General features: G+C 65.1%; 24 protein-coding genes and 1 tRNA gene. 16 read left to right on the top strand and 9 right to left on the bottom strand.

Annotated features, from left to right (window positions below; translation table 11 throughout):
* Positions 1–8: 8 nt before the first annotated feature.
* A complete protein-coding gene (locus AB4Y73_RS08870; protein ID WP_441871189.1) occupies positions 9–554 on the bottom strand; it encodes a tripartite tricarboxylate transporter TctB family protein in 546 nt (181 codons plus the stop codon).
* A 32-nt stretch (positions 555–586) separates the two neighbouring features.
* Complete coding sequence (locus tag AB4Y73_RS08865; RefSeq protein ID WP_441871040.1) at positions 587–1,588, bottom strand: tripartite tricarboxylate transporter substrate binding protein; 1,002 nt, start codon at positions 1,586–1,588, stop codon at positions 587–589.
* 140 nt (positions 1,589–1,728) lie between these two features.
* Here AB4Y73_RS08865 and AB4Y73_RS08860 point away from each other — a divergent pair, with 140 nt between their 5' ends.
* From AB4Y73_RS08860 to AB4Y73_RS08830, 7 genes are all read left to right on the top strand, one after another.
* On the top strand, positions 1,729–2,616 hold the full coding sequence (locus tag AB4Y73_RS08860; RefSeq protein WP_441871039.1) for a LysR family transcriptional regulator: 888 nt from the start codon (positions 1,729–1,731) through the stop codon (positions 2,614–2,616).
* Between the two features lie 152 nt (positions 2,617–2,768).
* Complete coding sequence (gene kdgD / locus AB4Y73_RS08855) at positions 2,769–3,683, top strand: 5-dehydro-4-deoxyglucarate dehydratase (RefSeq protein ID WP_441871037.1); 915 nt, start codon at positions 2,769–2,771, stop codon at positions 3,681–3,683.
* 26 nt (positions 3,684–3,709) lie between these two features.
* A complete protein-coding gene (locus tag AB4Y73_RS08850; protein ID WP_441871035.1) occupies positions 3,710–5,317 on the top strand; it encodes an aldehyde dehydrogenase (NADP(+)) in 1,608 nt (535 codons plus the stop codon).
* Entirely contained in the window at positions 5,314–6,642 is a 1,329-nt protein-coding gene (locus AB4Y73_RS08845; RefSeq protein WP_441871033.1) for an enolase C-terminal domain-like protein, read from the top strand. Before AB4Y73_RS08850 ends, AB4Y73_RS08845 begins: the two co-directional genes overlap by 4 nt.
* Positions 6,643–6,744: 102 nt before the next feature.
* Positions 6,745–7,665 carry an AEC family transporter gene (locus AB4Y73_RS08840; RefSeq protein WP_441871032.1) on the top strand — a complete coding sequence of 307 codons (921 nt, stop codon included), beginning with the start codon at positions 6,745–6,747 and terminating at the stop codon, positions 7,663–7,665.
* Between the two features lie 87 nt (positions 7,666–7,752).
* A complete protein-coding gene (locus AB4Y73_RS08835) occupies positions 7,753–8,880 on the top strand; it encodes an L-talarate/galactarate dehydratase (RefSeq protein ID WP_441871030.1) in 1,128 nt (375 codons plus the stop codon).
* A 10-nt stretch (positions 8,881–8,890) separates the two neighbouring features.
* Positions 8,891–9,595 carry a FadR/GntR family transcriptional regulator gene (locus tag AB4Y73_RS08830; RefSeq protein WP_441871029.1) on the top strand — a complete coding sequence of 235 codons (705 nt, stop codon included), beginning with the start codon at positions 8,891–8,893 and terminating at the stop codon, positions 9,593–9,595.
* A gap of 142 nt (positions 9,596–9,737) precedes the next feature.
* On the opposite strand, the gene AB4Y73_RS08825 is transcribed toward AB4Y73_RS08830, so the two are convergent.
* Positions 9,738–9,820 (bottom strand) — tRNA-Leu (locus AB4Y73_RS08825).
* Between the two features lie 331 nt (positions 9,821–10,151).
* Here AB4Y73_RS08825 and AB4Y73_RS08820 point away from each other — a divergent pair.
* The 7 genes from AB4Y73_RS08820 to pknB are packed head-to-tail and all read left to right on the top strand — an operon-like array spanning position 10,152 to position 19,582.
* Complete coding sequence (locus AB4Y73_RS08820) at positions 10,152–10,892, top strand: FhaA domain-containing protein (RefSeq protein WP_441871027.1); 741 nt, start codon at positions 10,152–10,154, stop codon at positions 10,890–10,892.
* Positions 10,893–10,897: 5 nt separating this feature from the next.
* The gene (locus AB4Y73_RS08815) at positions 10,898–11,380 is read left to right on the top strand and encodes an FHA domain-containing protein FhaB/FipA (protein WP_441871026.1); all 483 of its coding nucleotides are present in this window, start codon (positions 10,898–10,900) and stop codon (positions 11,378–11,380) included.
* Positions 11,381–11,383: 3 nt separating this feature from the next.
* Positions 11,384–13,024, top strand: coding sequence for a protein phosphatase 2C domain-containing protein (locus tag AB4Y73_RS08810; protein ID WP_441871024.1), 1,641 nt, complete (start codon positions 11,384–11,386; stop codon positions 13,022–13,024).
* Entirely contained in the window at positions 13,021–14,418 is a 1,398-nt protein-coding gene (locus AB4Y73_RS08805) for an FtsW/RodA/SpoVE family cell cycle protein (protein ID WP_441871022.1), read from the top strand. Before AB4Y73_RS08810 ends, AB4Y73_RS08805 begins: the two co-directional genes overlap by 4 nt.
* Complete coding sequence (locus AB4Y73_RS08800) at positions 14,415–15,872, top strand: peptidoglycan D,D-transpeptidase FtsI family protein (RefSeq protein WP_441871021.1); 1,458 nt, start codon at positions 14,415–14,417, stop codon at positions 15,870–15,872. Before AB4Y73_RS08805 ends, AB4Y73_RS08800 begins: the two co-directional genes overlap by 4 nt.
* The gene (locus AB4Y73_RS08795) at positions 15,869–17,608 is read left to right on the top strand and encodes a protein kinase domain-containing protein (RefSeq protein ID WP_441871019.1); all 1,740 of its coding nucleotides are present in this window, start codon (positions 15,869–15,871) and stop codon (positions 17,606–17,608) included. The genes AB4Y73_RS08800 and AB4Y73_RS08795 overlap by 4 nt, the downstream gene beginning before the upstream one ends.
* 15 nt (positions 17,609–17,623) lie before the next feature.
* A complete protein-coding gene (gene pknB, locus AB4Y73_RS08790; protein ID WP_441871018.1) occupies positions 17,624–19,582 on the top strand; it encodes a Stk1 family PASTA domain-containing Ser/Thr kinase in 1,959 nt (652 codons plus the stop codon).
* A gap of 109 nt (positions 19,583–19,691) precedes the next feature.
* Here the strand turns inward: pknB and AB4Y73_RS08785 are convergent, their stop codons facing one another.
* Genes AB4Y73_RS08785 through AB4Y73_RS08775 form a run of 3 tightly spaced genes read right to left on the bottom strand, consistent with a single transcriptional unit; the run spans position 19,692 to position 21,303 of the window.
* The gene (locus tag AB4Y73_RS08785) at positions 19,692–20,333 is read right to left on the bottom strand and encodes an aminodeoxychorismate/anthranilate synthase component II (protein ID WP_441871016.1); all 642 of its coding nucleotides are present in this window, start codon (positions 20,331–20,333) and stop codon (positions 19,692–19,694) included.
* Positions 20,330–20,500, bottom strand: coding sequence for a hypothetical protein (locus AB4Y73_RS08780; RefSeq protein ID WP_441871015.1), 171 nt, complete (start codon positions 20,498–20,500; stop codon positions 20,330–20,332). Before AB4Y73_RS08780 ends, AB4Y73_RS08785 begins: the two co-directional genes overlap by 4 nt.
* 2 nt (positions 20,501–20,502) lie before the next feature.
* A complete protein-coding gene (locus AB4Y73_RS08775; protein WP_441871188.1) occupies positions 20,503–21,303 on the bottom strand; it encodes a class E sortase in 801 nt (266 codons plus the stop codon).
* 180 nt (positions 21,304–21,483) lie between these two features.
* On the opposite strand from AB4Y73_RS08775, the gene AB4Y73_RS08770 reads away from it, so the two are divergent.
* On the top strand, positions 21,484–21,738 hold the full coding sequence (locus AB4Y73_RS08770) for a cell division protein CrgA (protein ID WP_441871013.1): 255 nt from the start codon (positions 21,484–21,486) through the stop codon (positions 21,736–21,738).
* Between the two features lie 19 nt (positions 21,739–21,757).
* Complete coding sequence (locus tag AB4Y73_RS08765; protein ID WP_441871012.1) at positions 21,758–22,381, top strand: DNA-3-methyladenine glycosylase I; 624 nt, start codon at positions 21,758–21,760, stop codon at positions 22,379–22,381.
* Between the two features lie 204 nt (positions 22,382–22,585).
* Here the strand turns inward: AB4Y73_RS08765 and AB4Y73_RS08760 are convergent, their stop codons facing one another.
* The 3 genes from AB4Y73_RS08760 to AB4Y73_RS08750 form a co-directional block, all read right to left on the bottom strand.
* Complete coding sequence (locus tag AB4Y73_RS08760) at positions 22,586–23,008, bottom strand: carboxymuconolactone decarboxylase family protein (RefSeq protein ID WP_441871187.1); 423 nt, start codon at positions 23,006–23,008, stop codon at positions 22,586–22,588.
* 679 nt (positions 23,009–23,687) lie between these two features.
* Positions 23,688–24,569: a rhomboid family intramembrane serine protease gene (locus AB4Y73_RS08755; RefSeq protein ID WP_441871010.1), complete on the bottom strand. Its 882-nt coding sequence runs from the start codon at positions 24,567–24,569 to the stop codon at positions 23,688–23,690.
* An 8-nt stretch (positions 24,570–24,577) separates the two neighbouring features.
* Positions 24,578–25,123, bottom strand: coding sequence for a peptidylprolyl isomerase (locus tag AB4Y73_RS08750; protein WP_441871008.1), 546 nt, complete (start codon positions 25,121–25,123; stop codon positions 24,578–24,580).
* Between the last annotated feature and the right edge of the window lie 68 nt (positions 25,124–25,191).

Here is a 25,191-nt window from a genome sequence, read left to right as displayed (position 1 = left end):
GGGTTCTCCTAGAAGAGGTGGGGAATGGATGTGCCGAGCGCCAGGACGAAAATGCCATAAAAGGCAATGACCACACTGGCGCTGACAACGAGGGTGGAACGCCAGGTTTCGCCGCCCAGGAAGCGCATCCAGATGACGCACAGCACCAGGGCCGGGATTTCAAAACCGATCAGCGGCATGAGGGCCACGATGGCGGCCAGGGTCACCAGCCCAGTGAGCGGAGCCGTGGACATGCGGGTGAATTTCTCCGCGTCCCGGTTGCGCCGGCCGGCGATCAGCTGGAACAGGCCCAGTGCCACCATGACGCAGCTGATGAGGAACGGCCAGAGGCCGGGCTCCGGGGTGGCCGGGGTGCCGAGGCCCATCGCGACGGACAGGACGACGGCGCCGATCCCCACTCCGAGCACCACCAGGGAGGATGCCGCGTTGGCCAGGGCCCCTGCCGCCGGAGGCTTCTCCTCCTCCCACTGGGCGGCGAGCTGCTCCGGCGTCAGGTCATCCACGTCGGGGGCGTCCACCTCCACGGCGGACTTCTCCACGGCGGACTCTTCCACGACGGACCCTGCGGGAGTTTCCTTCGCTCGAATCACTTCTTTCCGTTCAGGCTGATCTGGTACTTGTCCACGAGTTCCTTGTACTTGGCTGCGTAGCCCTTCCACTCCTTGACCACTTCCTCACCGGAGATTTCCTTGGGGGTCAGCATGTTCTTCTTGTTGAATTCCTTGTAGGTGTCCGTCTTGAACGTCTCCTGGAATGAGGCGAGGAGCTTGTCCTTCACGTCCTGCGGGGTGCCTTTGGGGGCAGCCACCGCACGGTACTGCGCCACGGGGACGTCGTAGCCGGCTTCCTTGGCAGTGGGCGTGTCCGGCAGGAAGCTGGTGCGGCCTTCCGAGAACACCAGCAGCGGGGCAACCTTGCCCGCCGTGATCTGCGGCATCGCTTCACCCAGCTGGATGGTGGTGAGTTCAACCTGGTTGCCCAGGGCCGCCGTCAGGGCAGGCTTGCCGCTGTCGAACGGAACATCGGTGCCGGTGACGTTGGCCTGCTTGAACAGCACTTTCTGTGCCAGCTGGCTTCCGGTGCCCACACCGGTAGTGCCGAACGTGACGTTCCGGCCGGCGCCTGTCACGTCCTTGAAACTCTTGAAGCCCGAGCCGGGGCTGGCAACCAGGACGTAGTCGTCCTGGGACAGGCCGGCGATGATGTCCAGGTCGTCGATGTTGACGGCTTCGTCAGCCGATACTGCCAGGGGCGTGATGGTGATCAGGGAGGCGGTCAGCAGGACCAGCTCCTGACCATCGGCCGGCTTGCCGGCAACTTCCTTGGTGGCGAGGGCGCCGTTCGCGCCGGGCTTGTTCACTACGGGGACGGGCTTGCCGAGGGTCTTGGAGGCGCCTTCGGCCAGGGCCCGGGCGATCAGGTCAGTGCTGCCGCCGGCAGCTTGGCCCACAGTGAGGTTGACGGGGCCGGTGGGGAACTTGGATGAATCGGCGGGGCCGCCAGCCACGTTTCCACAGGCGGTCAACGCCAGGAGTGTCAGGGCAGACGCCGCTCCGAGGACGGCGCGGCGGGCGGGGAAGTGCTTCATTGGGACTCCTCGTAGAAATTCCGGGGCGGATCCCGGCGGGCGTGTGAACCGAATCACTTCGGCTCGCTAGTCGAGTGTAGGGAGCCGTTATGATGCATGTCTAAACCCTAATAAGCATCAGGTAATACCCGGAAGGCATCATGTTTACCTTCGACCAACTGGCCGGATTCATTGCCGTCGCTGAGGAACTGCACTTCGGCAGGGCAGCGGAGCGCCTCAACATGACCCAGCCCCCACTGAGCCGGCAGATCCAGAAATTGGAAAAGATCATTGGCACCGAATTGCTGGAACGCGATAACCGGAAGGTGCAGCTCACGCCCGCCGGCGAAGCGTTCCTTGAGGAAGCCAGACGGCTGATGGCTTTGGCTAACCGGGCACCGGTCACCGCCCGACGGATCGCCACCGGCCGCTCGGGCCACCTGCGGGTGGGCTTTACGGCAGCTAGTGGCTTCAGCATCCTGGGACCGCTGCTGGAGGAGATCTCGGAAATCATCCCGGATGTGGACATCGACCTCCAGGAACTTGTCACGGGCGAACAGATCCAGGGTCTGCTCACCGGTGGACTCGATCTGGGCCTCGCCCGGCCCCCCTTCGACCGGGGGATCTTCGACTCGCACCTGCTGTACAAGGAATCCATGATGCTGGCAGTGCCTAGCGGCCATCCGCTGTCGGCTTTGACGCGCCCCATCGAGGACTCGGATCTCACCGGCGAGCCGTTGATCATGCACTCACCCACGAAGGCAACGTACTTCTATGACCTCGTGGTCAGGATGCTCCCCGTCCAGCACGCCAACGTGATCCATACGGTCAGCCAGATCCTCACCATGGTTTCCCTGGTGGCAGCCCGCCGCGGGGTGGCCTTCGTTCCCCACTCGGCAACACTGCTGGCCATCAAGGGCGTCGAGTTCCTGCCCTTGGCCGGCATGGAGAGCGAACAACCGGTGGAGCTGCACGCCATCTGGAACCGGAAAGTGGTCAACCCGGCCCTCCGCCGCCTGCTGCAGGATCTGGAGTTCCGCACCGAATAGCGAGGGCCGCCGTCGGAATTCAATACCCTTCCGGTATCACCGGATACACAAATACACTTAGACAGGCATAACGTCCTCTGCCTAACCTGAACAGGATCCACACCACCCGCCCGCGGCACTCACCACGCGGCGCCCAGACAGAGGACAACAACGTGGCAAAGTACACCCCGCAGGAACTGGCAGACACCCTCAAGGAAGGCCTGCTGTCCTTCCCGGTGACCGCCTTCGACGCCAACCTGCAGTTCGATGAGGAAAGCTACCGCAAGCACCTCGCCTGGCAGGCCAGCTTCCCGGTGGCGGGCCTCTTTGCCGCAGGCGGCACCGGCGAGGGCTTCTCCCTCACGCCCGGAGAGTCCGAGCGCGTGGTCCGCGCCGCCGTCGATGAGGTGGGCAGCCTCGTTCCCGTGCTCGCCTCCGCCGGCGGCTCCACTGCCCAGGCCATCGAGAACGCCCAGGCCGCAGAAGCCGCCGGCGCGGACGGCCTCCTGCTCCTCCCGCCGTACCTGACCGAAGCTGACCAGGCCGGCCTCGTTGACCACGTCAGCGCCATCTGCAGCTCAACGTCGCTGGGCGTCATTATCTACAACCGCGCCAACGCCATCTACAAGGACACCACAGTGGCCACGCTGGCTGACCGCCACGAAAACCTCATCGGTTTCAAGGACGGCGTGGGCGACCTCGAACACGATGCCCGCGTCTACGCCAAACTCGGCGACCGCCTGTTCTACCTCGGCGGCCTGCCCACAGCCGAAACGTTCGCCCTCCCGCTGCTGCAGCTGGGCATGAGCACCTACTCCAGCGCCATGTACAACTTCGTCCCGCAGTTCGCCCTGGACTTCTACCAGGACGTGCGCAACAACGACCGCGTCGCCGTCAACAAGAAGCTCAACGAGTTCGTCATCCCGTACCTGGACATCCGCGACCGCGTGAAAGGCTACTCTGTGTCCATCGTCAAGGGCGGACTGGACGCCATCGGCCGCCCTGCCGGCGGAGTCCGGCCGCCGCTGCAGAACCTGGCACCCCAGGACCTTGCGGACCTCAAAGCCCTCATCGCCAACATCTCCTGACCCGCCTTCTCCTAGGAGTAACTACAGTGACACTCACCGGACATTCCCTGATCGCCGGCCAGACCGTCGTCGGCAGCGGCAAAACAGCCTTTGGCTTCAACCCCGCCACCAACGAACAGCTCGAGCCCGCCTACTCGCTGATCACCGAGGAGCAGTTGACGACGGCGACCTCCGCTGCCGCGGCCGCCTACCCCTCGTTCAGTACGCTGGACCCCGCAGCCCACGCAGCGTTCCTGGACGCCATCGCGGACAACATCGAGGCCATCGGCGATGAGCTGATCGTCCGCGCCGGCCAGGAAACCGGCCTGGCCGCCGCACGCCTCCAGGGCGAGCGGGCGCGCACCACCGGCCAATTGCGGCTCTTCGCCAACGTTGTCCGGCAGGGCGACTTCCGCGGCGTCCGGATCGACCCCGCCATCCCGGACCGCACGCCCCTGCCGCGCGCTGACATCCGCCAGCGCCAGATCCCGCTGGGCCCGGTGGCCGTCTTCGGGGCGAGCAACTTCCCGCTGGCATTCTCGACGGCGGGGGGAGACACCGCGTCCGCCCTCGCCGCCGGCTGCCCCGTGGTGTTCAAGGCACACAACGCCCACCCGGGCACCGGCGAACTCGTGGGCCAGGCCATTGTTAAGGCGGTTGCCGATGCCGGCCTGCACCCGGGCGTCTTCTCCCTGATCTATGGCCCCGGCAGCAGCATCGGCCAGGCCCTTGTGGCCGACCCCGCCATCAAGGCCGTGGGCTTCACCGGCTCCCAGTCAGCCGGCATCGCCCTGATGCGCACCGCAGCCGCCCGGCCCGAGCCGATCCCTGTCTACGCCGAAATGTCCTCGCTGAACCCGGTGTTCGTGTTCGACGGCGCGCTGCGCGGTTCCGCCGAAGACGTTGACGCTTTGGCACAGCAGTATGTCACCGCCGTCACCGGCAGCTCAGGCCAGCTCTGCACCTCTCCCGGACTCCTGTTCGCCCCGGCCGGCGAGCTGGGTGACAAACTCGCTGCCGCCGTCGGACGCGCTGTTTCCGCCTGCGCGGGGCAGACCATGCTCACCGAAGGAATCGCCGGCTCCTGGAACGCCGGCGCCGAAGCCCTCGGTTCCGCCGACGGCGTCACCCTCGTCGGGCAGGGCACCACAGGCCCCACCGAAAACGCCCCCGCGCCCGCCATCTTCGGCACCCAGGTCAGGGACTTCGTCACCAACCAGGTGCTGCACCAGGAAATCTTCGGTGCGGCATCGCTGGTGATCCGCTACTCCTCCACCGCGGAACTGCTCGACGCCATCGACCGGCTCGAGGGCCAGCTCACGGCGTCCCTGCAGCTCACCGAGGAGGACTACGCGACGGCGGCACCGCTGATCCCCGCGCTCGAGCAGAAAGTGGGGCGCATCATCGTGAACGGCTGGCCCACCGGCGTCGAAGTGGGCCACGCCATGGTCCACGGGGGCCCGTTCCCCGCCACCTCCGACTCACGCACCACCTCCGTGGGCACCCTCGCCATCAACCGGTTCCTTCGCCCCGTGGCCTACCAGAACCTGCCCCAGGAACTGCTGCCGGTTGCCCTGCAGGACGCCAACCCCTGGCAGCTCAACCGCCGCGTCGACGGCACCGTCGTTGCAGCGGATGCACAGGTCAGCGCATGACCAATCAGCCTGTTATTTCACGCGTGGAGGTCGTCCCCGTAGCCGGCCACGACAGCATGCTGATGAACCTCAGCGGGGCGCACGGTCCGTTCTTCACCCGCAACGTGGTCATCATTACCGACTCCGAGGGCCGCACCGGCCTCGGCGAGGTGCCCGGCGGCGAGAAGATCAAGGCCACCATCGAGGAGGCCGGCGCCCTGATCAACGGCAAACCGGTGGCGCGCTACCGGTCGCTGCTGCGGGAAGTCGCCGCGGAATTCGCAGACCGCGACGCCGGCGGCCGCGGCCTGCAGACCTTCGACCTGCGCACCACGGTCCACGCCGTCACCGCCGTCGAATCTGCCCTGCTTGACCTGCACGGCCAGTTCCTCGGCGTACCCGTCGCGGAACTGCTTGGTGACGGCCAGCAGCGCACCTCGGTGCCCATGCTCGGGTACCTCTTCTTTATTGGTGACCACGCCCGCACTGACCTTCCCTACCTGGTGGAGGACGCGCCGTCGGACCGCTGGGAGCAGGTCCGCCGGCAGGAAGCCATGACCCCCGAGGCAGTGGTTGCCTTGGCCGAAGCCGCGCAGGAGCGGTACGGATTCAGTGACTTCAAGCTCAAGGGCGGCGTGCTGTCCGGGGACGACGAAGTGGATGTAGTCACCGCCCTCCACCAGCGCTTCCCCGAAGCGCGCGTGACCCTCGACCCTAACGGCGGCTGGCTCCTCGAGGAGGCCATCCGCCTCGGTATGAGGATGCAGGGGGTCGTGGCGTACGCCGAGGATCCCTGCGGCGCCGAAGGACGCTTCTCCGGCCGCGAGGTGATGGCCGAATTCCGCCGTGCCACCGGGCTGAAGACGGCCACCAACATGATCGCCACGGACTGGCGGGAAATGTCCCACGCCATCCGCAGCAACGCCGTTGACATTCCCTTGGCGGATCCGCACTTCTGGACCATGTCCGGCTCAGTCCGCGTGGCGCAGCTGTGCAACGAGTTTGGCCTGACTTGGGGATCACACTCCAACAACCACTTCGACATCTCCCTGGCCATGTTCACGCACACCGGCGCCGCCGCCCCGGGCGAAATCACCGCGCTGGACACCCACTGGATCTGGCAGGACGGACAGGGACTCACCAGGAACCCGCTCCAGATCCGGGACGGGGCCATCTCGGTGCCCGACGCCCCGGGGCTCGGCATCGAGCTGGACCGCGCCGCCCTGGACAAAGCCCACGAGCTGTACCTGCAACACGGTTTGGACGCCCGTGACGACAGCATCGGCATGCAGTACTACGTGGACGGCTGGTCCTTCGACCCGAAGCGGCCCTGCCTGGTGCGCTAGGCTCGGCCTGCATCAATTCGAGTCGGTTCCGCACGGCCGGACTTCTCTGTGCGCGGAGGCGGCCGTGCGGAACCCCCAAAAGTTACATAGAAGGGCGCATTTGTGGGCGGCGTTGTATCCGGCATCCTGATCGTCTCCGCCGTCATTGCCGGGGGCTATCTAGCCGCCCGGCTGCGGATTTTGGGGCCGGAGGTCCAGGGAGCACTGACCCGCACGGCCTACTACGTCACCAACCCGGCGCTGCTGTTCACAGTGGTGGCCGGCAGTGACATCCGGGCAGCCCTCGGAACGGACGCCCCGCTGGCGCTGCTCTCGGCAGCGATAGTGGGGCTTCTCTATTGCCTGGCGAGTTTTCTGTTCTTCCGGCGCCCGGTGGCGGAGACCGCCGTCGGGGCCATGGCAAGCAGCTACGCCAACGCCAACAACATCGGCATCCCGGTCTCGCTATACGCCGTCGGTACCGCACAGCACGTGGCACCCGTGCTGCTGGTGCAACTCCTGGTGATGGCGCCCTTCTACCTGACCGTGATGGGGCTGGCTTCCGGGTCTCGGCTTTCATGGAAAAAGACGCTCGTCTCGCCGTTCGCTAATCCTATGATCATCGCCTCAGCACTGGGGGCCGTCGTCGCCATTACGGGGTGGACCGCTCCCGACCTGCTGCAGAAACCCATCGACATGCTCGCAGGCGGCGCCGTGCCCATGGTCCTGCTGGCTTTCGGCCTGTCCCTCGCCGGCCGCGCCCCGCTCCAAAAGGGTGACGGCCGGGTTGAAACGCTCGTGGCTACGTTCCTCAAGATTGCGGGCATGCCGGCGGTGGTGTGGGTCCTTGGACGCTTCGTCTTCGGGCTTGAAGGGCAGCACCTGCTGGCAAGCGTGATCATGGCGGCACTGCCCACGGCGCAGAACGTGTTCCTCTTCGCGTCCCCCTACGGCCGCGGCATGACGGTTGCACGCGACGTCATCCTGTGCACCACCGTACTCAGCGTGGGTGCACTCGTGGTTGTTGCGTGGCTGATGGGCTGAGCTCTCGCCGCTTCTCTTGTAATACAAGTTGATTACTTATAGAATAAGTGGAGGCAATGTTGCCCATCCCTCTCTAGGAGAACCCCCATGAGTACCGTCGATTTCATCCGGCACGTCAAGCTTTCCACCGCCCGCCTTCCGCTTGCCGTTCCCATCAGCGACGCAAAGGTCTTCACCGGCCGCCAGAAGCCCATGACCGAAGTGGTGTTCCTGTTTGCCGAGATCACCACGGAGCTCGGCCACACCGGCATCGGCTTCAGCTACTCCAAACGAGCCGGCGGCCCCGCCCAGTACGCCCATGCCAAGGAAGTCGCCGAAGGCCTGATTGGCGAGGACCCCAACGACATTGGCAAGATCTACACCAAGCTCCTCTGGGCCGGCGCATCTGTGGGCCGTTCCGGTGTGGCCACGCAGGCCCTCGCCGCCATCGACATTGCCCTCTACGACCTCAAGGCCAAGCGGGCCGGCCTTTCGCTGGCCAAGTTCCTCGGCGCCTACCGGGACTCCGTCCAGACCTACAACACTTCCGGCGGCTTCCTCAACGCCTCGCTCGATGAGGTCAAGGCCCGGGCCACCGTCCTCCTGGAGGAAGGCATCGGCGGCATTAAGATCAAGGTGGGCCTGCCGGACTCGGCCGAGGACCTGCGCCGCGTTGCGGCCATCCGCGAGCACATCGGCTGGGACGTTCCGCTGATGGTGGATGCCAACCAGCAGTGGGACCGCCCCACCGCCCTGCGCATGGGCCGCCAATTGGAACAGTTCAACCTCATCTGGATCGAAGAGCCGTTGGACGCCTACGACTTCGAAGGCCACGCCCACCTCGCCAACGTCCTGGACACCCCCATCGCCACCGGTGAAATGCTGGCCTCCGTGGCAGAACACAAGGGCCTTATCAACGCCAACGGCTGCGACATCATCCAGCCGGATGCGCCGCGCGTCGGCGGCATCACGCAGTTCCTGCGCCTGGCAGCCCTCGCGGACGAACGCGGCCTGGGCCTGGCCCCGCACTTCGCCATGGAAATCCACCTGCACCTTGCCGCCGCCTACCCGCGGGAACCGTGGGTAGAGCACTTCGACTGGCTGGACCCGCTCTTCAACGAACGCCTCGAAACCAAGAACGGCCGGATGATCGTGCCGGACCGCCCGGGCCTGGGCGTCACACTCAGTGACCAGGCACGTGCCTGGACCACCGAGACTGTGGAGTTCGGCCAGTAACCTTGAACGCATGACCCGGAACCTGACCGCGGACCTCACCGCAGAGCTTCGCACCCGCATAGTGGACGGCGCCATCCAGCCGGGAGACAAACTTCCGAGCGAGAACACGCTGATGGGCGAATTCAGCGTCAGCCGCACCGTGGTGCGCTCGGCGCTGACGAGGCTCCAGGCCGAGGGGCTGGTGGAAACCGAACGCGGGCGGGGCAGCTTTGCACTGACCCCGCCCGACGCCGGCCACCAGCCGGTCCCGGGCAGCCGGCCCGTGGCCAGCGTCGAAGACCGCCTCCACCTGCTCGAATTCCGGATGGGCGTGGAAGCCGAGGCGGCGGCACTGGCAGCCCGCAACCACTCCGACCGCCAGCTCCGGACCATCAACTCCGCGCTGGAACAATTCACCTCCAGCGCCGACCATCCCGGCCACGCCATGAAGGCCGATTACGAATTCCACCGCGCCATCGCGGCCGCCTCCGGCAACCCCTTCTACTCGGACTGCCTGGCCGCCCTGGGACAGACGATGATCGCGATGCCGCGCACCCGGCTCATGACCGGCGTCGAGCATTACGCCCGGGACCACTTCGACCAGGTGATCCACGAGCACCGATCCATCGCCGCCGCCGTCGCAGACGGTGATGAGGCCGCTGCCGCAGCCGCCATGCGCAGCCATCTGGCAAATTCCCGACGCCGGTTCAAGGCTTCTGTGCGGCAGCCCGCCTAAGACTCCCCTCCCGATGGTCTACTCCCCGCGGCGTTACCCGGGGATTCGACCGTTCGGCGGGGAAAATGGGCCACAACCAAGCACGCCGCGGCGGTTAAGCAAAGAGAACCCCGGTCCGAAGACCGGGGTTCTCTTGTTTGCGTGCGCGAGGGGGGATTTGAACCCCCACGCCCTTTCGGACACTGGCACCTGAAGCCAGCGCGTCTGCCGTTCCGCCACTCGCGCGCAACTTCTTTTCCTCGAATCACGGCGGGTTTCCCCGATCCGCGACCTTGTAAAAGCAGCGAGATCAAGCATAACGGACATCAGCGGCAAAACACTAATTGACGTCCGGAGGCCTCCGAAACCTGCCTCTTAAACACGGCAGCTGACGCCGGAAACTGAACTTTTCCGGCGGCCCGGCGGGTGGGCATTAAGGTCATTCACAGGCCTGCCCAGTAGTATCTGATGTAGTAGTGCCCGCCGCTGCAAGGCGGAGCACCGCGTACTTACCTGCACTGCTGGTTGAGTTCCGGAACGAATACTGCCCCGCAAACGGGGGGAAAGGAGAAGGACCATGGGATTGCTGGACAAGGTCGAGCGTGGCATCGAAAAGGCCGTCCGCGGTGTCTTCTCCACCGGCTCGCGGGCCCAGGTGGAACCTGTGGAAATCGCCAGCCGCCTCCGCCGCGAACTGGACCATAAATCGCTCACCGTTTCGGCCGGGCGCACGCTGGCCCCGAACGTGTTTGACGTCCAACTCAGTGAGAACGACTTCACCAGGGCCCAGGAATGGGGCACGCCCCTGGCCGAGGAACTGTGCGACGTCGTGATCAACCACGTCCGCAGCCAGGGATACACGCTGCAGGGACCGGTGCGAATCTCGTTCCGCCGGGCCGAGGAACTGCGGGCCGGAGATTTCGAAATTGCGTCCTCCACCGAGAAGTCGGGCGCACCAGCCAACCCGGCCCCCAGGCCCAACCTCCCGGCAGCCCCCACGCGCCAGCCGGTCCGGCTCCAGCCCGTCCTGGACATTGACGGCCAGCGGTACTCCCTGAACGCTCCCTCCATCGTCCTGGGACGCTCGTCGGAGGCTGACATCCTGGTTGATGACACTGGCGTTTCGCGGCGCCACCTGGAGATCCGCACCGCCAGCGGCGTAACCAGCGCCGTGGATCTCGGTTCGACAAACGGCAGCTATGTCAACGGCCACAAGGTGGCGGGCAGCACCGAACTGACAGACGGCTCCACGATCACGATGGGACGGACAAAGATTATCTTCCGCCTGCTCCCCGCCAACCCTGGTGGCCGCCAGTGAGTGACATGAGCGAACTGACCATTACGGCCCTGCGGTTCGGGTTCCTGATCCTGCTTTGGGTTCTCATCTTCAGCATCGTCTCCGCCATGCGGCGCGATCTTATGGTGGGCCGGAAGGCCGCCGCGGGCACGCCCACGGCGCGGCAGGTCCGGAAGAATCCTGAGCTGGCCGAAGCTCCGCCGCAGCCGGTCAAGCAACAGGCCCACCAACTCGTTGTCACCGAGGGACCGCTCAAAGGCAAGACCCTTCCCCTGGCCGCCAGCCCCATCCTTTTGGGCCGCGCGCAGGAAGCCACGCTCGTGCTGGAGGACGACTATGCGTCGGGCCGCCACGCACGGTTATTTCCGCAGGGCAGCCGCTGGTTCATCGAGGACCTCGGCTCCACCAACGGCACCTACCTGGCCGACCAGCAACTTACCCGGGCCCTGCCCGTTGAGCTTGGCGTACCCGTGAGAATCGGCAAGACGGTCATCGAATTGAGGCCATAGCCAATGGCCGATGAAACCCCCGCAGACGAGGCTAAGCCCGTGCAGCGGCCCCTGATCATGCGCTATGCAGCGCGCTCGGATGTGGGCCGTATCCGTGCCAAGAATGACGACTCAGCGTACGTGGGCCGGTATCTGGCAGTGGTTGCGGACGGCATGGGCGGGCACGCGGGCGGCGACGTCGCCTCGGCGGCCACCGTCCTGGACATGCTGCACCTGGACCACGGGGATTACCACGGCGATGCTGTCACCGTCCTTGCCGACGAAATCCAGACAGCCAACTCGCTGCTGTCCGAGCTCGTGCACATCAACCCCAAGCTGGCTGGCATGGGCACCACCGTCACCTCGCTGCTGCTCGCCGAGGGCAAGCTCCACATCGCCCATATTGGCGATTCCCGCGCCTACCGCCTGCGTGACGGCGTGTTTGAGCAGGTCAGCGTGGACCACACGTTCGTCCAGCGGCTCATCGACGAGGGACGCCTGCGGCCCGAGGAAGCCGAAACCCACCCCCACAAGAACGTCCTGATGCGCGTCCTCGGAGATGTTGATGCCAGCCCCGAATTGGACCTGGACACCATGGACGTCCAGCCCGGGGAGCGTTGGCTTCTTTGCTCGGACGGCCTCAATTACGTGGCCGGACACGTCGTGGAGCGCACGGTCCGGGAGACAAAAGACCTCCGCGAGTGCGTTGAAACCCTGGTGGACCTGACCCTTGAAGCCGGCTCGCCGGACAACGTCACCGTGATCATGGTGGAGATTGTGGAGGAAACGCACGACGACGTCAGTACCGCCGCCGTCGACGTCGTACCTCCCGCAGTGGTCACTGAAGCCGGAACCGCGGACGCCAAAGCTGAAGCCGCGGCAGCGGCAGATGCCGACGGTAAAGCCGCCCCGGCCCCCAAACCTGTGGTCGAAAAGCCGGACGCAGCAGACCAGGGCACGTCCACGGACCCGCACCTGGGCGAGCACCTGTCAGCTGAAGTGCTTCGCCAGGAGCTTTCCTCGCGGCCACACGAACTGGTCGGGGCTGCGGCCACCGCCGCGGAGTCCGGCTCCATTCCCACCATCGCAGGCCGCACCGTAGCCAGGCGCGCGGCCACCGTTCTCACGCATAAGGCCGACGCCCCTGCGAACGAAGAAGACGAGATCCTGGAGCCCGGGAAACCCCGCCGCTGGGTCACCTGGTCCATCGCCGCCGCGGTGCTTCTTGTGCTGACTATCGGACTCTGGCTCGGCTATGCGTGGACACAGACCCGGTACTACATCGGGGAGTACGATTCGCGCGTTGCCATCTACAACGGGGTTTCGCAACGGCTCGGGCCCATCCAGCTTTCCACCCTCGAGGCCGTGACTGAGATCCGGATGGATTCCTTGCCCCTTTTCTCCCAGCAGCGCGTGCGTCAGACCGTTCCAGCGCGTGACCTTTACGACGCACAACGGATCGTCAAGAATCTCGAGGGCACCGGAACCATTGCGCCCGCCGAGTGCCTGACCGCATCGCCCACGGCAACCGCCACGCCGGCACCGCCCGCTGATGGCTCGACGCCTACCACCCCGGCCCCGTCGCCGGATGCTTCCAACCCGGCAGCGGCTCCAGTCCCCACCGCGTCGCCCAGCCAAACCGTAAACTGTGAGGGGGTCCGATGACCCAGCTCGGCACCATACCCAAGCCCAGACGCAACGTGGAACTGCTGCTCCTTCTCCTTGCCCTTGCCGTCGGCATCGGCGCCAACATGCTGGTGGGCGTGGACAGGGAAAAAGCGTTCGACTCAGATTTCTGGTTCCAGTCCAGCCTTCTGGCCGTCGCCGCACTGGCATTCCACGTGGTGCTGCGCATTCGTGCTAAGTATGCCGACCCGGTAATACTTCCGCTGGTGGTCGGCCTGAATGGCTTGGGTCTGGCCATGATCCACCGGCTGGATGCCCCGGGAGATGACACCGGCAATAACCAGCTGCGTTGGACCCTCATCGCCATGGCCGTGGCCATCGCTGTGATTTGGTTCCTCAAGGACCACCGGATGCTGCGCCGCTTCACCTACATTTCCCTTGCCGTCAGCGCCCTTCTGCTGATCCTTCCCCTGGTGCCGGGCATCTCGGCCGGGGAAATTCTGGGCGCGCGCGTCTGGATCAGGCTTGGCCCCATGACCTTCCAGCCCGGTGAGATTGCAAAGATCACCCTGGCTATATTCTTCGCCGGGTATCTTTCCTCAAACCGCGATCTAATCCTGCTTGCCGGCCGCAAAGTCGGTCCCTTGCAGTTCCCCCGGTTCAAGGACATGGGTCCCATGATTACGGCCTGGCTGGTGAGCATCGGGGTGCTGATCTTCCAGCGCGACCTCGGAACTTCCGTGCTGTTCTTCGGGCTGTTCATCGTGATGATCTACGTGGCCACCAGCCGCATCAGTTGGGTGGTCATTGGCGTGGCCCTGCTGCTTGGCGGCGGCTTTGTGGCGGCACAGGTCTTCTCACACGTTGCACTCCGAATCGACGGCTGGCTAAACGCCTTCACAGATGAGGTGTACGGACGCCAGTTCGGCAGCAGCTACCAGATCGTGGAAGGCCTCTTCGGGATGGCCAGCGGCGGCCTGGTTGGGACGGGCCTGGGCCAAGGCAGGCCGAACCTGGTCCCCTTCGCCAACAGCGACATGATCATTGCTTCGTTCGGTGAGGAACTGGGCCTGATCGGGCTCTTCGCCATTGTCATGATGTACCTGCTGCTGTTCACCCGCGGGTTCCGGGCAGCCTTGGGCACCCGGGATGCTTTCGGGAAGCTGTTGGCCTGCGGGCTGTCCTTCGCGGTGGCGCTGCAGTGTTTCGTGGTCATCGGCGGCGTGACGAGGCTGATTCCGCTGACCGGGCTGACCACGCCGTTCCTCGCGGCCGGCGGGTCCTCGCTCCTGGCCAACTGGATCATCGTGGGCCTGCTGCTGATGATTTCGCATGCTGCCCGCGGCCCGGTTGACACGACGCCCCTGCCGCCGGGCAACGAACCAGGAGCCGAAGCAAGCAACAAACCTACCGAGGCGGTGAAACCCCTGTGAACCAGGCCATCAGGAGCTCATGGGTGGCGGCCATCGCTTTGTTCGCGCTGCTGTTCGGCGCCATTAGCTACGTCCAGGTGGTGGGCGCGGACGATCTGAAAGCCAACGCGTGGAACAACCGCGCCATCCTGCAGGACTACTGCAACGACCGCGGCGCCATCATTGTGGGCGGAAATCCCGTGGCCGAATCCGTGCAGGGGTCTGAACAGTGCGGATTCCAGCGGACGTACCCCCAACCACAGCTTTACGCCGGACTCACGGGTTACTTCTCGCAGAACTACGGCGCCACCGGGCTAGAGCAGGCGATGCGTGAGCAGCTCGCCGGCAACTCGGACCAGCAATTCCTGGACCGGGTCGGCCAGCTCTTCCTGGGCAACCAGCCGAAGGGTGCCTCGGTGGAGCTCACAGTGGATCCAGCCATCCAGAAGCTCGCGTACGACCTGATCCCGGACGGCCAGCGCGGCTCGATTGTGGTCACCAACCCCAAAACGGGCGCCATCCTGGCCATGGCCTCCAAGCCGTCCTACGATCCCAACCTCATCGCCACCCAGAACCCCACCGCGGAAGCAGCCAACATCAATGAGTTGCTCAAGGTTCCCGGAATCAACCTGAACCAGAACGTCAGCGGTCCCACGGGCGAACTGCTTGCCCCCGGCTCAGTGTTCAAACTCGTGACCACCGCAGCCGCCTTGAATTCCGGAAAATACAACAAGGACAGCGAGCTGCCCAACCCTGCTCAAATGCCCTTCCCCGGAATCGCGTACACGCTGCCCAACTATGCCGGCGGCAACTGCTATACCCGGAACACCGCCAGCTTTGCCTTCGCCCTGCAGCAGTCCTGCAATACGCCGTTTGCCAGCATTGCCCTCGATCTCGGCCGGGACGCCATCGCCGAACAGGCAACGAAGTTCGGCTTTGGCCAGGACGTGGGCGATAAGCTCAAGCTCGCCTATGCCAAGGGCAACGGCTTCCCGGACAACCTGGACGCGCCCGGACTGGCCCAGACGGTCATCGGCCAGAAAGACGTCCGCGTGACGCCGCTGCAGATCGCCATGATGACGGCCGCTATCGCCAACAACGGCGTCCAGATGAAACCCAGCCTGGTCAAGACGTTGCGGTCCCCGGACCTACGGGTCATTGACGAGCCCAAGCCTGAAGCGCTCCGCACGTCCACCAGCCCCGAAATCGCCAAGCAAATCACTGAGTGGATGACCAGCGCGGTGAGCCAGGGCATAGCCGGCGGCGCGGGCGTGCCTGGTGTCCAGGTTGCCGGCAAAACCGGCACCGCTGAACTGGGCAACGGCCTGAACAACTCCTGGTTCACCGGTTTTGCCCCCGCGAACAACCCGCAAGTGAGTGTCACCATCGCCATGGAAGGCGTGGACATCACCACCGGCGCAAAGCTAACCAGTCCGAACGCGAAGAAGATTTTTGAGGCGGTGTTGAATAAGTGAGGCCAACAACAGGAATCACCCTCGGCGGCAGATTCCAGCTGACCACGCGGATCGCGATCGGCGGGATGGGAGAGGTCTGGAAGGCCAAAGACCTCGTCCTGGGCCGAATCGTCGCCATCAAGGTGCTGAAGGAGGAGTACACGGGCGATCCCGGCTTCCTCCAGCGCTTCCGCGCCGAGGCACGGCACACTGCGCTGCTGAACCACGTGGGCATCGCCAACGTCTTTGACTACGGCGAGGAAGAGGGCTCGGCCTACCTTGTGATGGAGCTGGTCCCGGGCCAGCCGCTGAGCAGCATCATCGAACACGAACAGGTGCTGTCCCCGGACCGCACGCTGTCCATGATCGCCCAGACCGCCCGGGCCCTGTCTGTGGCCCACGCGCAGGGCCTCGTGCACCGCGACGTGAAGCCCGGCAACCTGCTGATCACTCCGGACGGGCGGGTCAAGGTGACGGACTTCGGCATCGCCCGCCTGGCTGACCAGGTTCCGCTGACGCAGACAGGCCAGGTGATGGGGACTGCCCAGTACCTCGCGCCGGAGCAGGCAACCGGCCAGGTCGCCACCGGCGCTTCGGACATCTACGCCCTCGGCGTGATCGGCTATGAGTGCCTCACCGGGCACCGGCCCTTCTCCGGCGAGTCCCAGATCGCGATCGCCCTTGCCCAGGTTAACGATGCGCCGCCGCCGCTGCCCGAAAGTCTTCCGAAGCCGGTCCGCGCGCTCCTGATGTCCATGCTCGCCAAGGACCCCAAGAACCGCCCGGCCAACGCGATCAAGCTGTCCGAGGCCGCCGAAGCCATCCGCAACGGTGACATCAGTGCCGCACACGCAGCGGTTCCCGGCATGCTGCTCTACGAAGCGGCCACCGGCCCCATAACGGCGCCAGTGGACGTTGCCACTGCGCCCACCGGTGTCATCAGCCAGAAAGACAGCAGTACGACGTCGACTTCCGCCCTGCCGGTACTCGGCGCCGCGGCCGCGGGGGCTGCCGCCGGCGCCGCCGCGGCAGGCGCATCCGGTGCGGCGGCAGCCGACGCCGATGGCCCGGCCACCACCGCCATGACCGGAGCCGGGAGTACCTTGTCGCGTGCCGACGCCCTGGCTGCGGAGCGGACCTGGGTCCCGGCAGAAGAAACGTACGACGACGAGCCCGCCGACGAGCCCGACCGTCGGGGCCGCAGCCCCTGGACCTGGCCGTTGATTGCTTTGATCCTGCTGGTCCTCTTCGCGCTGGTGGGGTTCTTACTCACCCAGCAGGGGATTCTCTTCCCGGCCAAGGACACTGTCACCACCTCGGCGTCGACCAGCCCGCCGTCCACGAGTGCGAGCCCCACCAGGACTTCGCAGTCCGCGACGCCCACGCCCACGCAGACCAGTGCCGCGCCTACCCCCACCATCGAGACGGTGGACGTCGTTGCCGCTGGCTACCTTGGTAAGGACTACCAAACCGTAAGGTCCGCATTGGAACGATTGGGGCTGTCCGTGACTGTCGTCCCACAGCAGAGCACTGAAACGCCGGGCGAAGTCCTCGACCTCAACCCCACGGGGACAGTCCCCAAGGGAACATTGGTGACCGTTACATATGCCGTCGCACCCCCTGCACCCACGCCCACACCGGCGCAGACCACTGCAGCACCCCGCCCCACAACTGCCCCGTCGCCGTCGGCTGCATCCACCCTGGCCGCCTGCAACCCGGGCCAGGTGCCGGGTCTTCCTCCTACCTGCGCACCGTAGCCGCCAGGACCGCTCGTGAACGATTCGCCCCGTACCCCGCTACACCGTGAGGACAACCTCCCGGTGGATAACCAGCGCGTCCTGAGTGGACGCTATGAACTCGGCGGACTGATCGGCCGTGGGGGAATGGCGGACGTCCACCGCGGGCTGGATACCCGGCTTGGCCGCACGGTGGCCGTGAAGCTGCTCCGTCCGGACATGGCCCGGGATCCGCAGTTCCGGGCACGGTTCAAGCGGGAGGCCCAGTCCGTGGCTGCCCTGAACCATCCGTCTATCGTCGCCATCTACGACACCGGCGAGCACACCGTTCAGGACGGTTCTGAGGACAGTGTCCGCGTGCCCTATATCGTGATGGAGTTTGTGGAGGGCAGGACGCTCCGCGACCTGATCCGGGCCAAGGAAGTCAGCGTCGACCAGGCCATCGAGTTCTGCCTCGGTGTCCTCTCGGCGCTCGAATACAGCCACAAAGCAGGCATCGTCCACCGGGATATCAAGCCAGCCAACGTGATGTATTGCGAAGGATCCAATTCCATCAAGGTCATGGACTTCGGGATTGCCCGAGCCATGGCTGATTCCGCCGCCACCATGACCCAAACACAGGCCGTGGTGGGAACCGCCCAGTACCTCTCGCCGGAACAGGCCCGCGGCGAAACCGTGGACGCCCGGAGCGACCTCTACTCGGCGGCCTGCCTGCTGTACGAAATGCTCACCGGCCGTCCCCCTTTCGTTGGTGACAGCCCGGTCTCGGTGGCTTACCAGCACGTCCGCGAGATCCATGAACCGGCAAGCAGCCTGAACCCGGACGTGTCGCCGGCCCTGGACAGTGTCCTGGCCAAGGCCCTGCAGAAGAACCGGGATGACCGCTTCCAGGATGCTGCCGCGTTCCGTCGTGCATTGCGCGCGGCCCGGGCAGGGGTGCCTGTTGCCGCGCTCCCGGCGTCCGAGGCCCCCACCGACCCCAACGACCACGTCCCCTCGCCGATGCGCAGCCCTGCCACCGAGGCGTTTTCCCTCACCGGCGCCAGTTTCCTGGACGACGCCCCCACCGGGCGGTTTGAGCTCGCGGACATGGACGACGCCGGGACAACAGTTCCCGTCCAGGCGGCCGCATTGGGTGAGCAGCGGTACGCGGACGAACTGCCCTTGGGCCTCCCGCCGGAACGCGAGCGAAGCGCGCGGCAGAAGTCCCGCCGTCGTACGTGGATCGCAACGCTGGTGATATTCACGCTGTTGGTCCTTGCCGGCGGCGGCCTCTGGCTGTTCCAAATAGTGAACCAGCCGCCTCCACCGCCACCCAAGGTGGCGATACCCGCGGTCGCGGCAATGACTGAGTCCGCGGCGCTGCAGGAACTCTTCGGGGCCAAACTCCGCCCGAAGAGCCAACGCACCAAACACGACACCATCCCTGCTGGCACAGCGATTGGCACCGATCCGCCGGCCGGAACGTCGGTGGATCCCAATGCCGAAGTGATCCTGAATATCTCGGACGGTCCCGCGGCGGTGAAGGTCCCGGACAACCTGCCGGGCCAGACAGAGGCCGCGGCCCGCGACATTCTGCGGCAGACCGGGTTGGTGGGGGCCCCGTCCACCACCACGGCCAACAGCTCCACGGTACCGGCCGGCCGGGTGATCACCACCAGCCCGGCGCCGGGCCAGATGGTGGGGGTAGGCAGCACGGTGGAGATTGTCATTTCCACCGGCAAGGTGGCCATGCCGGAGCTGCGTGGCCGCACCCGTGCGGAGGCAGAGGCGGCACTGCAGGAGCTGGGGCTGGTACCCAACGTCCAGGAAGCGGAAAACTCCCAGGTGGAGGCAGGCCGCGTGACGGACCAGAGCGAACCCGTGAACACCGCTGTTGATCAGGGCAAGACAGTGACCGTGGTGGTGGCCAAGGCTCCGCCGCCACCGCCCACACCCACACCCACACCGACGCCAACTCCTACGCCCAGCCCCACCCGGACCGGCCGGGGCTGACCGCACCCGCCCACACGCAACGTGGGCCCAACAACAACGCGGGGTCACATTACGCCCGATCCATCATTTTTGGGCGAAAAGTGACCCCGCGTTGTTGGCGAAGTGCCTGTCAGTGCTGGATGAGCGGGCTCAGGGTGGCGGCCCGGGCGGCCGCGCCGGCCATGCCCAGGGACTCGAGCCAGTTGCCGAGCATCTGGTAGCCGCCTTCGGTCAGGACGGACTCCGGATGGAACTGCACTCCGCACAGCGGGGCGGTCCGGTGCTGCAGGCCCATGATCACGCCGGAGGCCGTTTCGGCGGTGATCTCCAGGACGTCGGGGATGGTTTCCCGCACTGCCGCGAGCGAGTGGTACCGCGTTGCCGTCACGGGGGAGGGGAGTCCGGCGAACACACTGGTGCCGTTGTGCTCTACGAGGGAGGTCTTGCCGTGCATAAGTTCCGGCGCGTGGGTCACCGTGCCGCCGTAGGCCTCTGCGAGTGCCTGATGACCGAGGCAGACGCCGAACATCGGCTTGTTGTTGGCGCCGCACCATTGGATCAGTTCGACGCACACGCCTGCTTCGGCGGGGTTGCCCGGGCCCGGCGAGATGAGGACGCCGTCGCGGGTTTCTGCCATCTCGATCGCCTCGGCGAGGGTCACGTCGTCGTTGCGGACCACCGTGGTTTGGGCGCCAAGCTCCTGGAGGTAGCCCACCAGGGTGTAAACGAAGCTGTCGTAGTTGTCGACGACGAGGATTTTTGATGTGGTCATGGCTGGTTTGCTGCACCAATCGTTGAGTCGGTGAACTGGGTGAGATCGGACATCCAGGGGAACAGGAACTGGACCATCAGGACCAAAGCGCCGGCGATGAGCACCAGCGAGGTAAAAATCCGCAGCCAAAGGGGTCCAGGCAAATGGCGGAAAATCCAGCCGTACATGGTCAGCCGCCTCCCACTGCAGCGGCCACCTGGGTTGCGATTTCGGCGGGCGGTCCGGCAGAGGCGGGGCGCCAGCTGTCCAGCAGGGCATAGGCGATGATGCGTTCCTCGGCGCCGAAGCGCGGGTTGCAGCTGGTCATGGTGAGGTAGCTTTCGGTGGGGGTGACGCCAGGGCGGCTGGGCACCGGCTCCAGGACATCCGTGCGGGACGGCATCACGATCTGGTTGTTCCGGAACACGTAGACGTAGTATCCGTCCTTGGTCTGGACATAGATTTTGTCGCCGGGAACCAGGGTGTGGATGTTGTCCAGCACGGCCCCGTGGGTCTGCCGGTGCCCGGCTACCGCGAAGTTACCCACCGCACCGGGCATGGACGTGTTGTCGTAATGGCCCAGCCCCAGCGTATCCAGGACATCGCCCGTGGTGCCCTGCACGATAGGGCGCGTGTAGTTGTTTCCGAACCGTGGAATGTACATGATGCCGATGGTGCCGGCATGACCGGGTGCCGTGCCAACCACGGGGTTACCGTAACCAACGGGCGGTGCCGGGGCTGCCGAATTGGCTCCGGTCGGCTCCGCCGGTGCCGCATTGCCCAGTTCCTGGGCGAATTCCTTGATAACGGCACTCTGCCTCGCGTCAGACTCCACGTTGGTCCACCACAGCTGCCAGCCCACAAAGAGCAACAGGATAAGCCCGGCGGTGATGAGCAGTTCGCCAAGTACCTGCACGGTTCCGCGCAGGATGCCGCGGCCGGGCCGCACACGGGCGGGCCGCACTGCGGCGCGCCTCGTCCTCTCCTGCACTACCACGCGTTCTCCTCCGGGCGGCCGCGCCGGGCATTAGTGCGCCCTGAACTGCGGCTAGAATTGACTGCTAGTAAGAATCCAGATTTGACCAAGATCGCGCAGACCGCTGGCAACTTCCTTCTTGCAGGATATCAAGCCCGCGACGCCGAGCTTGCTCCAGTCCGCCAAGGAGAGCACGTGCCCGAGTCAAAGTCACGCCGGAAGACTTCCAGCGGAGCCCAGTCCGCATCCACGACGAAGGCGTACAAGCCCAATGCAGTCTGGTTCAAGCCCGTGATGTTCGGCCTGATGATCATTGGGCTGCTGTGGATCATCACCTTTTACATCAGTGAGGGCCGTTTGCCTGTGCAGGCCTGGGGGTCGTGGAACATCATGGCCGGCTTCGGCATCGCCATTGTTGGCTTCCTGATGACCACGCGCTGGCGCTCCTGACGCCGGCCGTAGCCGCAGCATGATCTCCGCTTCCGGGGCTGCCGCCCGCGGGGACGGCACCATCATGGGCGACGACGGACTTGCCCGTCCACCGTGGGCTTCCGTAGATCCCCTCTTGCGGGAGTACTACGACACCGAGTGGGGCCTTCCGGTCCGGGACGAGCAAGGACTGTACGAGCGCATCAGCTTGGAGGGCTTCCAGGCCGGCCTGTCGTGGGCCACCATCCTCCGCAAGCGCCCGGCCTTCCGGAGCGCTTTCCACAACTTTCATCCGGACACGGTCGCCGCCTTTACTGAGGCAGACGTCGAGTGTCTGCTGCAGGATACCGGCATTGTCCGCAACCGGCTCAAGATCAGGGCAGCCATTACCAACGCCCGGGCCACTGTCTCGCTCAGGGAGCGGGGCGGCCTGGTTGACTTCGTCTGGCAGTTCCAGCCGGCGGCAACGCCCCAGCCGACCGAACATACGGAAATCCCCACCCAGTCGCCGGAATCCGTGGCCCTGTCCAAGGCCCTGCGCAAGCAGGGGTTCTCGTTTGTTGGCCCCACCACCATGTATGCGCTGATGGAGGCTATCGGCATGGTGGATACGCATCTGATGGCCAGTCATCGACGGGGGTCCTCGGGCGTCTGGCCCTCCTGATCCCGCCCTCCCGCCACAGAAGTTCTCCCCAACTGTTGGGAAGGTTATCCACAATGTGCATAACTTCCGGCGCCATCAACATTTCACCTTTCGCCGCAGGCCCTGATCCGCGGAACCTTGGCGAGAATGTTCCTGCACACGGTTATTAACAGTGTGGATTAGCTGTGGATAACGTCGACGCCTGCGTGCGTTTCAGGATCCCGCTCAGCGTTCCTGCCGGACGGGATGGTGGCTGACGATGGAGACCCGGTTAAAGGCGTTGATAGTGATGGCAAGCCAACTCACGGCTGAAAACTCGTCGGCCGTGAGGTGTTCGCGCGCATAGGCTTCCTCATGCTCGCGGGTTCGGTGGTCCGGCAGTTCGGTGATGGATTCCGTCAGGGCCAGGGCCGCCCGTTCCTTGGCTGTGAACAGCGCCGTATCGCGCCATGCCGGCAGCACAGCAAGCCGCTGCGGCGTCTCACCGGCTTTCACGGCATCGCCCACGTGCATGTCCAGGCAATAGGCACAGCCGTTAATCTGCGAGGTGCGTACGTAGAGCAGTTCGATGGTCCTCCGGTCGATTCCCGCCGCTTCGGCGGCCTCGCGCACTTTAAGCCCAAGGCCGTTCAAGGCCCGCCAAACCATTGGATGCTGCTTGTCGAGGAAGATGTGCTGGGTGGTGGTAGCGCTCACGGCGGTCCTCCTGGCTGGGGAGCATCTGCAGGTAAAGGTATAGAGGAACACCTTCCCATAGACCCGAGTTGTCCACTTACTAACACTGGAGTACCCACAACTTATCCACAGTTGTGGACAACAATCCACAGGCGTGACCGGAGGGAGGCCCTCACGGGCCACAGTCCGGAAATTCGGGACGCAGAACTACTCATCTGTAAGTTATTAACACTGTGAATAACCCTGTGGATGGATTGCCGTCAGGCTGCCAACCACAGGGCTGCAAAGCCCGGGCTGCGCACGTTCTCCACACGATCAGCTCAAACAGGCATATTGTCCACTTAACCACAGGCGCATCCCCAGAGGTTATCCACAACTGTGGACAGTGTGAGCCCGAGATCTTGAAAACTCGCTGGCTTCCGGGAGCTGCGAGCCCCTGGAAGCCCGAACTACACCTGTGTAAGTTACCAACAGTGTGGATAACCCCTGTGGATAACTGTGGGACAGGCCGCAGAACCACCCTGCCGCGGGCTGCAGGGGGCTTGCAGGTGGACGGCGCGCAGAAGACCCCGGCGTCCGCTGGGGACGCCGGGGTCTGAGGTCTAACGATGGGCCGCCGAGGCTGCCGGATTGCCGCGACAGGACGGGTGGCTTAGCCCGTGATCACCCTGACCCAGCTCACGGCGATGAGGAGGACCAGCACTGCGGCGAGGCCCGCGGCTTGGATCAGGCCCTGGCGGGGCCCGCGGGGCGTGTAGGCGATCACGGCGGCACACAGGCCGCCGGCGATCAGCCCGCCAAGGTGGGCTTGCCAGGCGATCTGCGGAACCACGAAGCCGATCACGCCGTTGATGGCGATCAGGATCCACAGTTGTCGGGTATCACCGCCCCGGTGCCGCTGCACCAGGAGCATCGCCCCGAAGAGACCGAAAATGGCACCGGAGGCTCCGACCACACCGGTGGGGGGAACGCCCGGTACGTAGCCCGGCGTGAGCGCGAGGTAGCCGACGGACCCGCCGATGGCAGAGATCAGGTAAAGAGCCAGGAAGCGGACCCGGCCCAGAAGAGGCTCGAGTGCCTGGCCGAAGATCCACAGCATGTACATGTTCAGCACAATGTGGAGGATAAATCCCTGGGAGTGCAGGAAGGCGGCCGTGAGCATCCGCCAAGGTTCGAACTGTCCGAACTCCGGATAGGCAAAAACGTTCGCGTAGGCGAGATTCTGGTAAATCCACTCGTCGGGGAGCAACCACTGCAGAACATAGACCACCGCGCACAGCGCGATGATGCCGAACGTCACGAGTGGTTTCCCCGTTGCGACGGCGCCGCCATATACGGTCTTGACGGCCGGCGTCGACCGGGCTGCTTCGTTGACGCAGTCAACGCACTGGAATCCGACGGCGGCCGCCCGCTGGCAGTCCGGGCACGCAGGGCGCCCGCAGCGCTGGCAGCGCACATAGGAAGGCCTGTCCGGGTGCCTGGGGCACACCGGTACCTGCGCGGACGGCTCAGCCGCCGGAATTCCGTAACTCATGTGATGGGTTAGAGCTGCTCGATGTCGATGCTCTTGATGGTGACGTCCTCGACCGGACGGTCGCCGGTGCCGGTGCGGACGCCTTCAATGGCGTCGACGACCTTCTTGGATTCGTCGTCGGCAACTTCACCGAAGATGCTGTGCTTGCCCTGCAGCCAGTCGGTGGGAATGGTGGTGATGAAGAACTGTGAACCGTTCGTGCCCTTGCCCATGCGGATGCCGGCGTTGGCCATGGCCAGCTTGTAGGGCTGGTTGAAGCTGAGCTCGGGGTGGATTTCGTCGTCGAACTGGTAGCCGGGTCCGCCTACGCCGCGGCCAAGGGGATCGCCGGCCTGGATCATGAAGTCCTTGATGATGCGGTGGAAGATGGTGCCGTCATACAGCGGCGTGCCGGTCTTGTCCTCACCCGTTTCGGGGTGGGTCCAGGCCTGCTCGCCCGTGGCCAGGCCAACGAAGTTCTTGACCGTCTTCGGGGCGTGGTTGCCGAAGAGATTGACGACGATGTCGCCGAGGCTGGTGTGGATGGTTGCTTTTGCAGTTGCGATGGCAGTCATAACGCCATTCTTTCACGGCGGGTCAACGCGACAGCGGCTGGACCAGCAGTTCCGCGCTGGGTGAAATC

This window comes from Pseudarthrobacter sp. TAF60_1 (genome assembly GCF_052113505.1).
Taxonomy (GTDB): domain Bacteria; phylum Actinomycetota; class Actinomycetes; order Actinomycetales; family Micrococcaceae; genus Arthrobacter.
The sequence above is the reverse complement of the archived record's forward strand: the minus strand, read 5'-3'. Positions and strand labels throughout refer to the sequence as shown.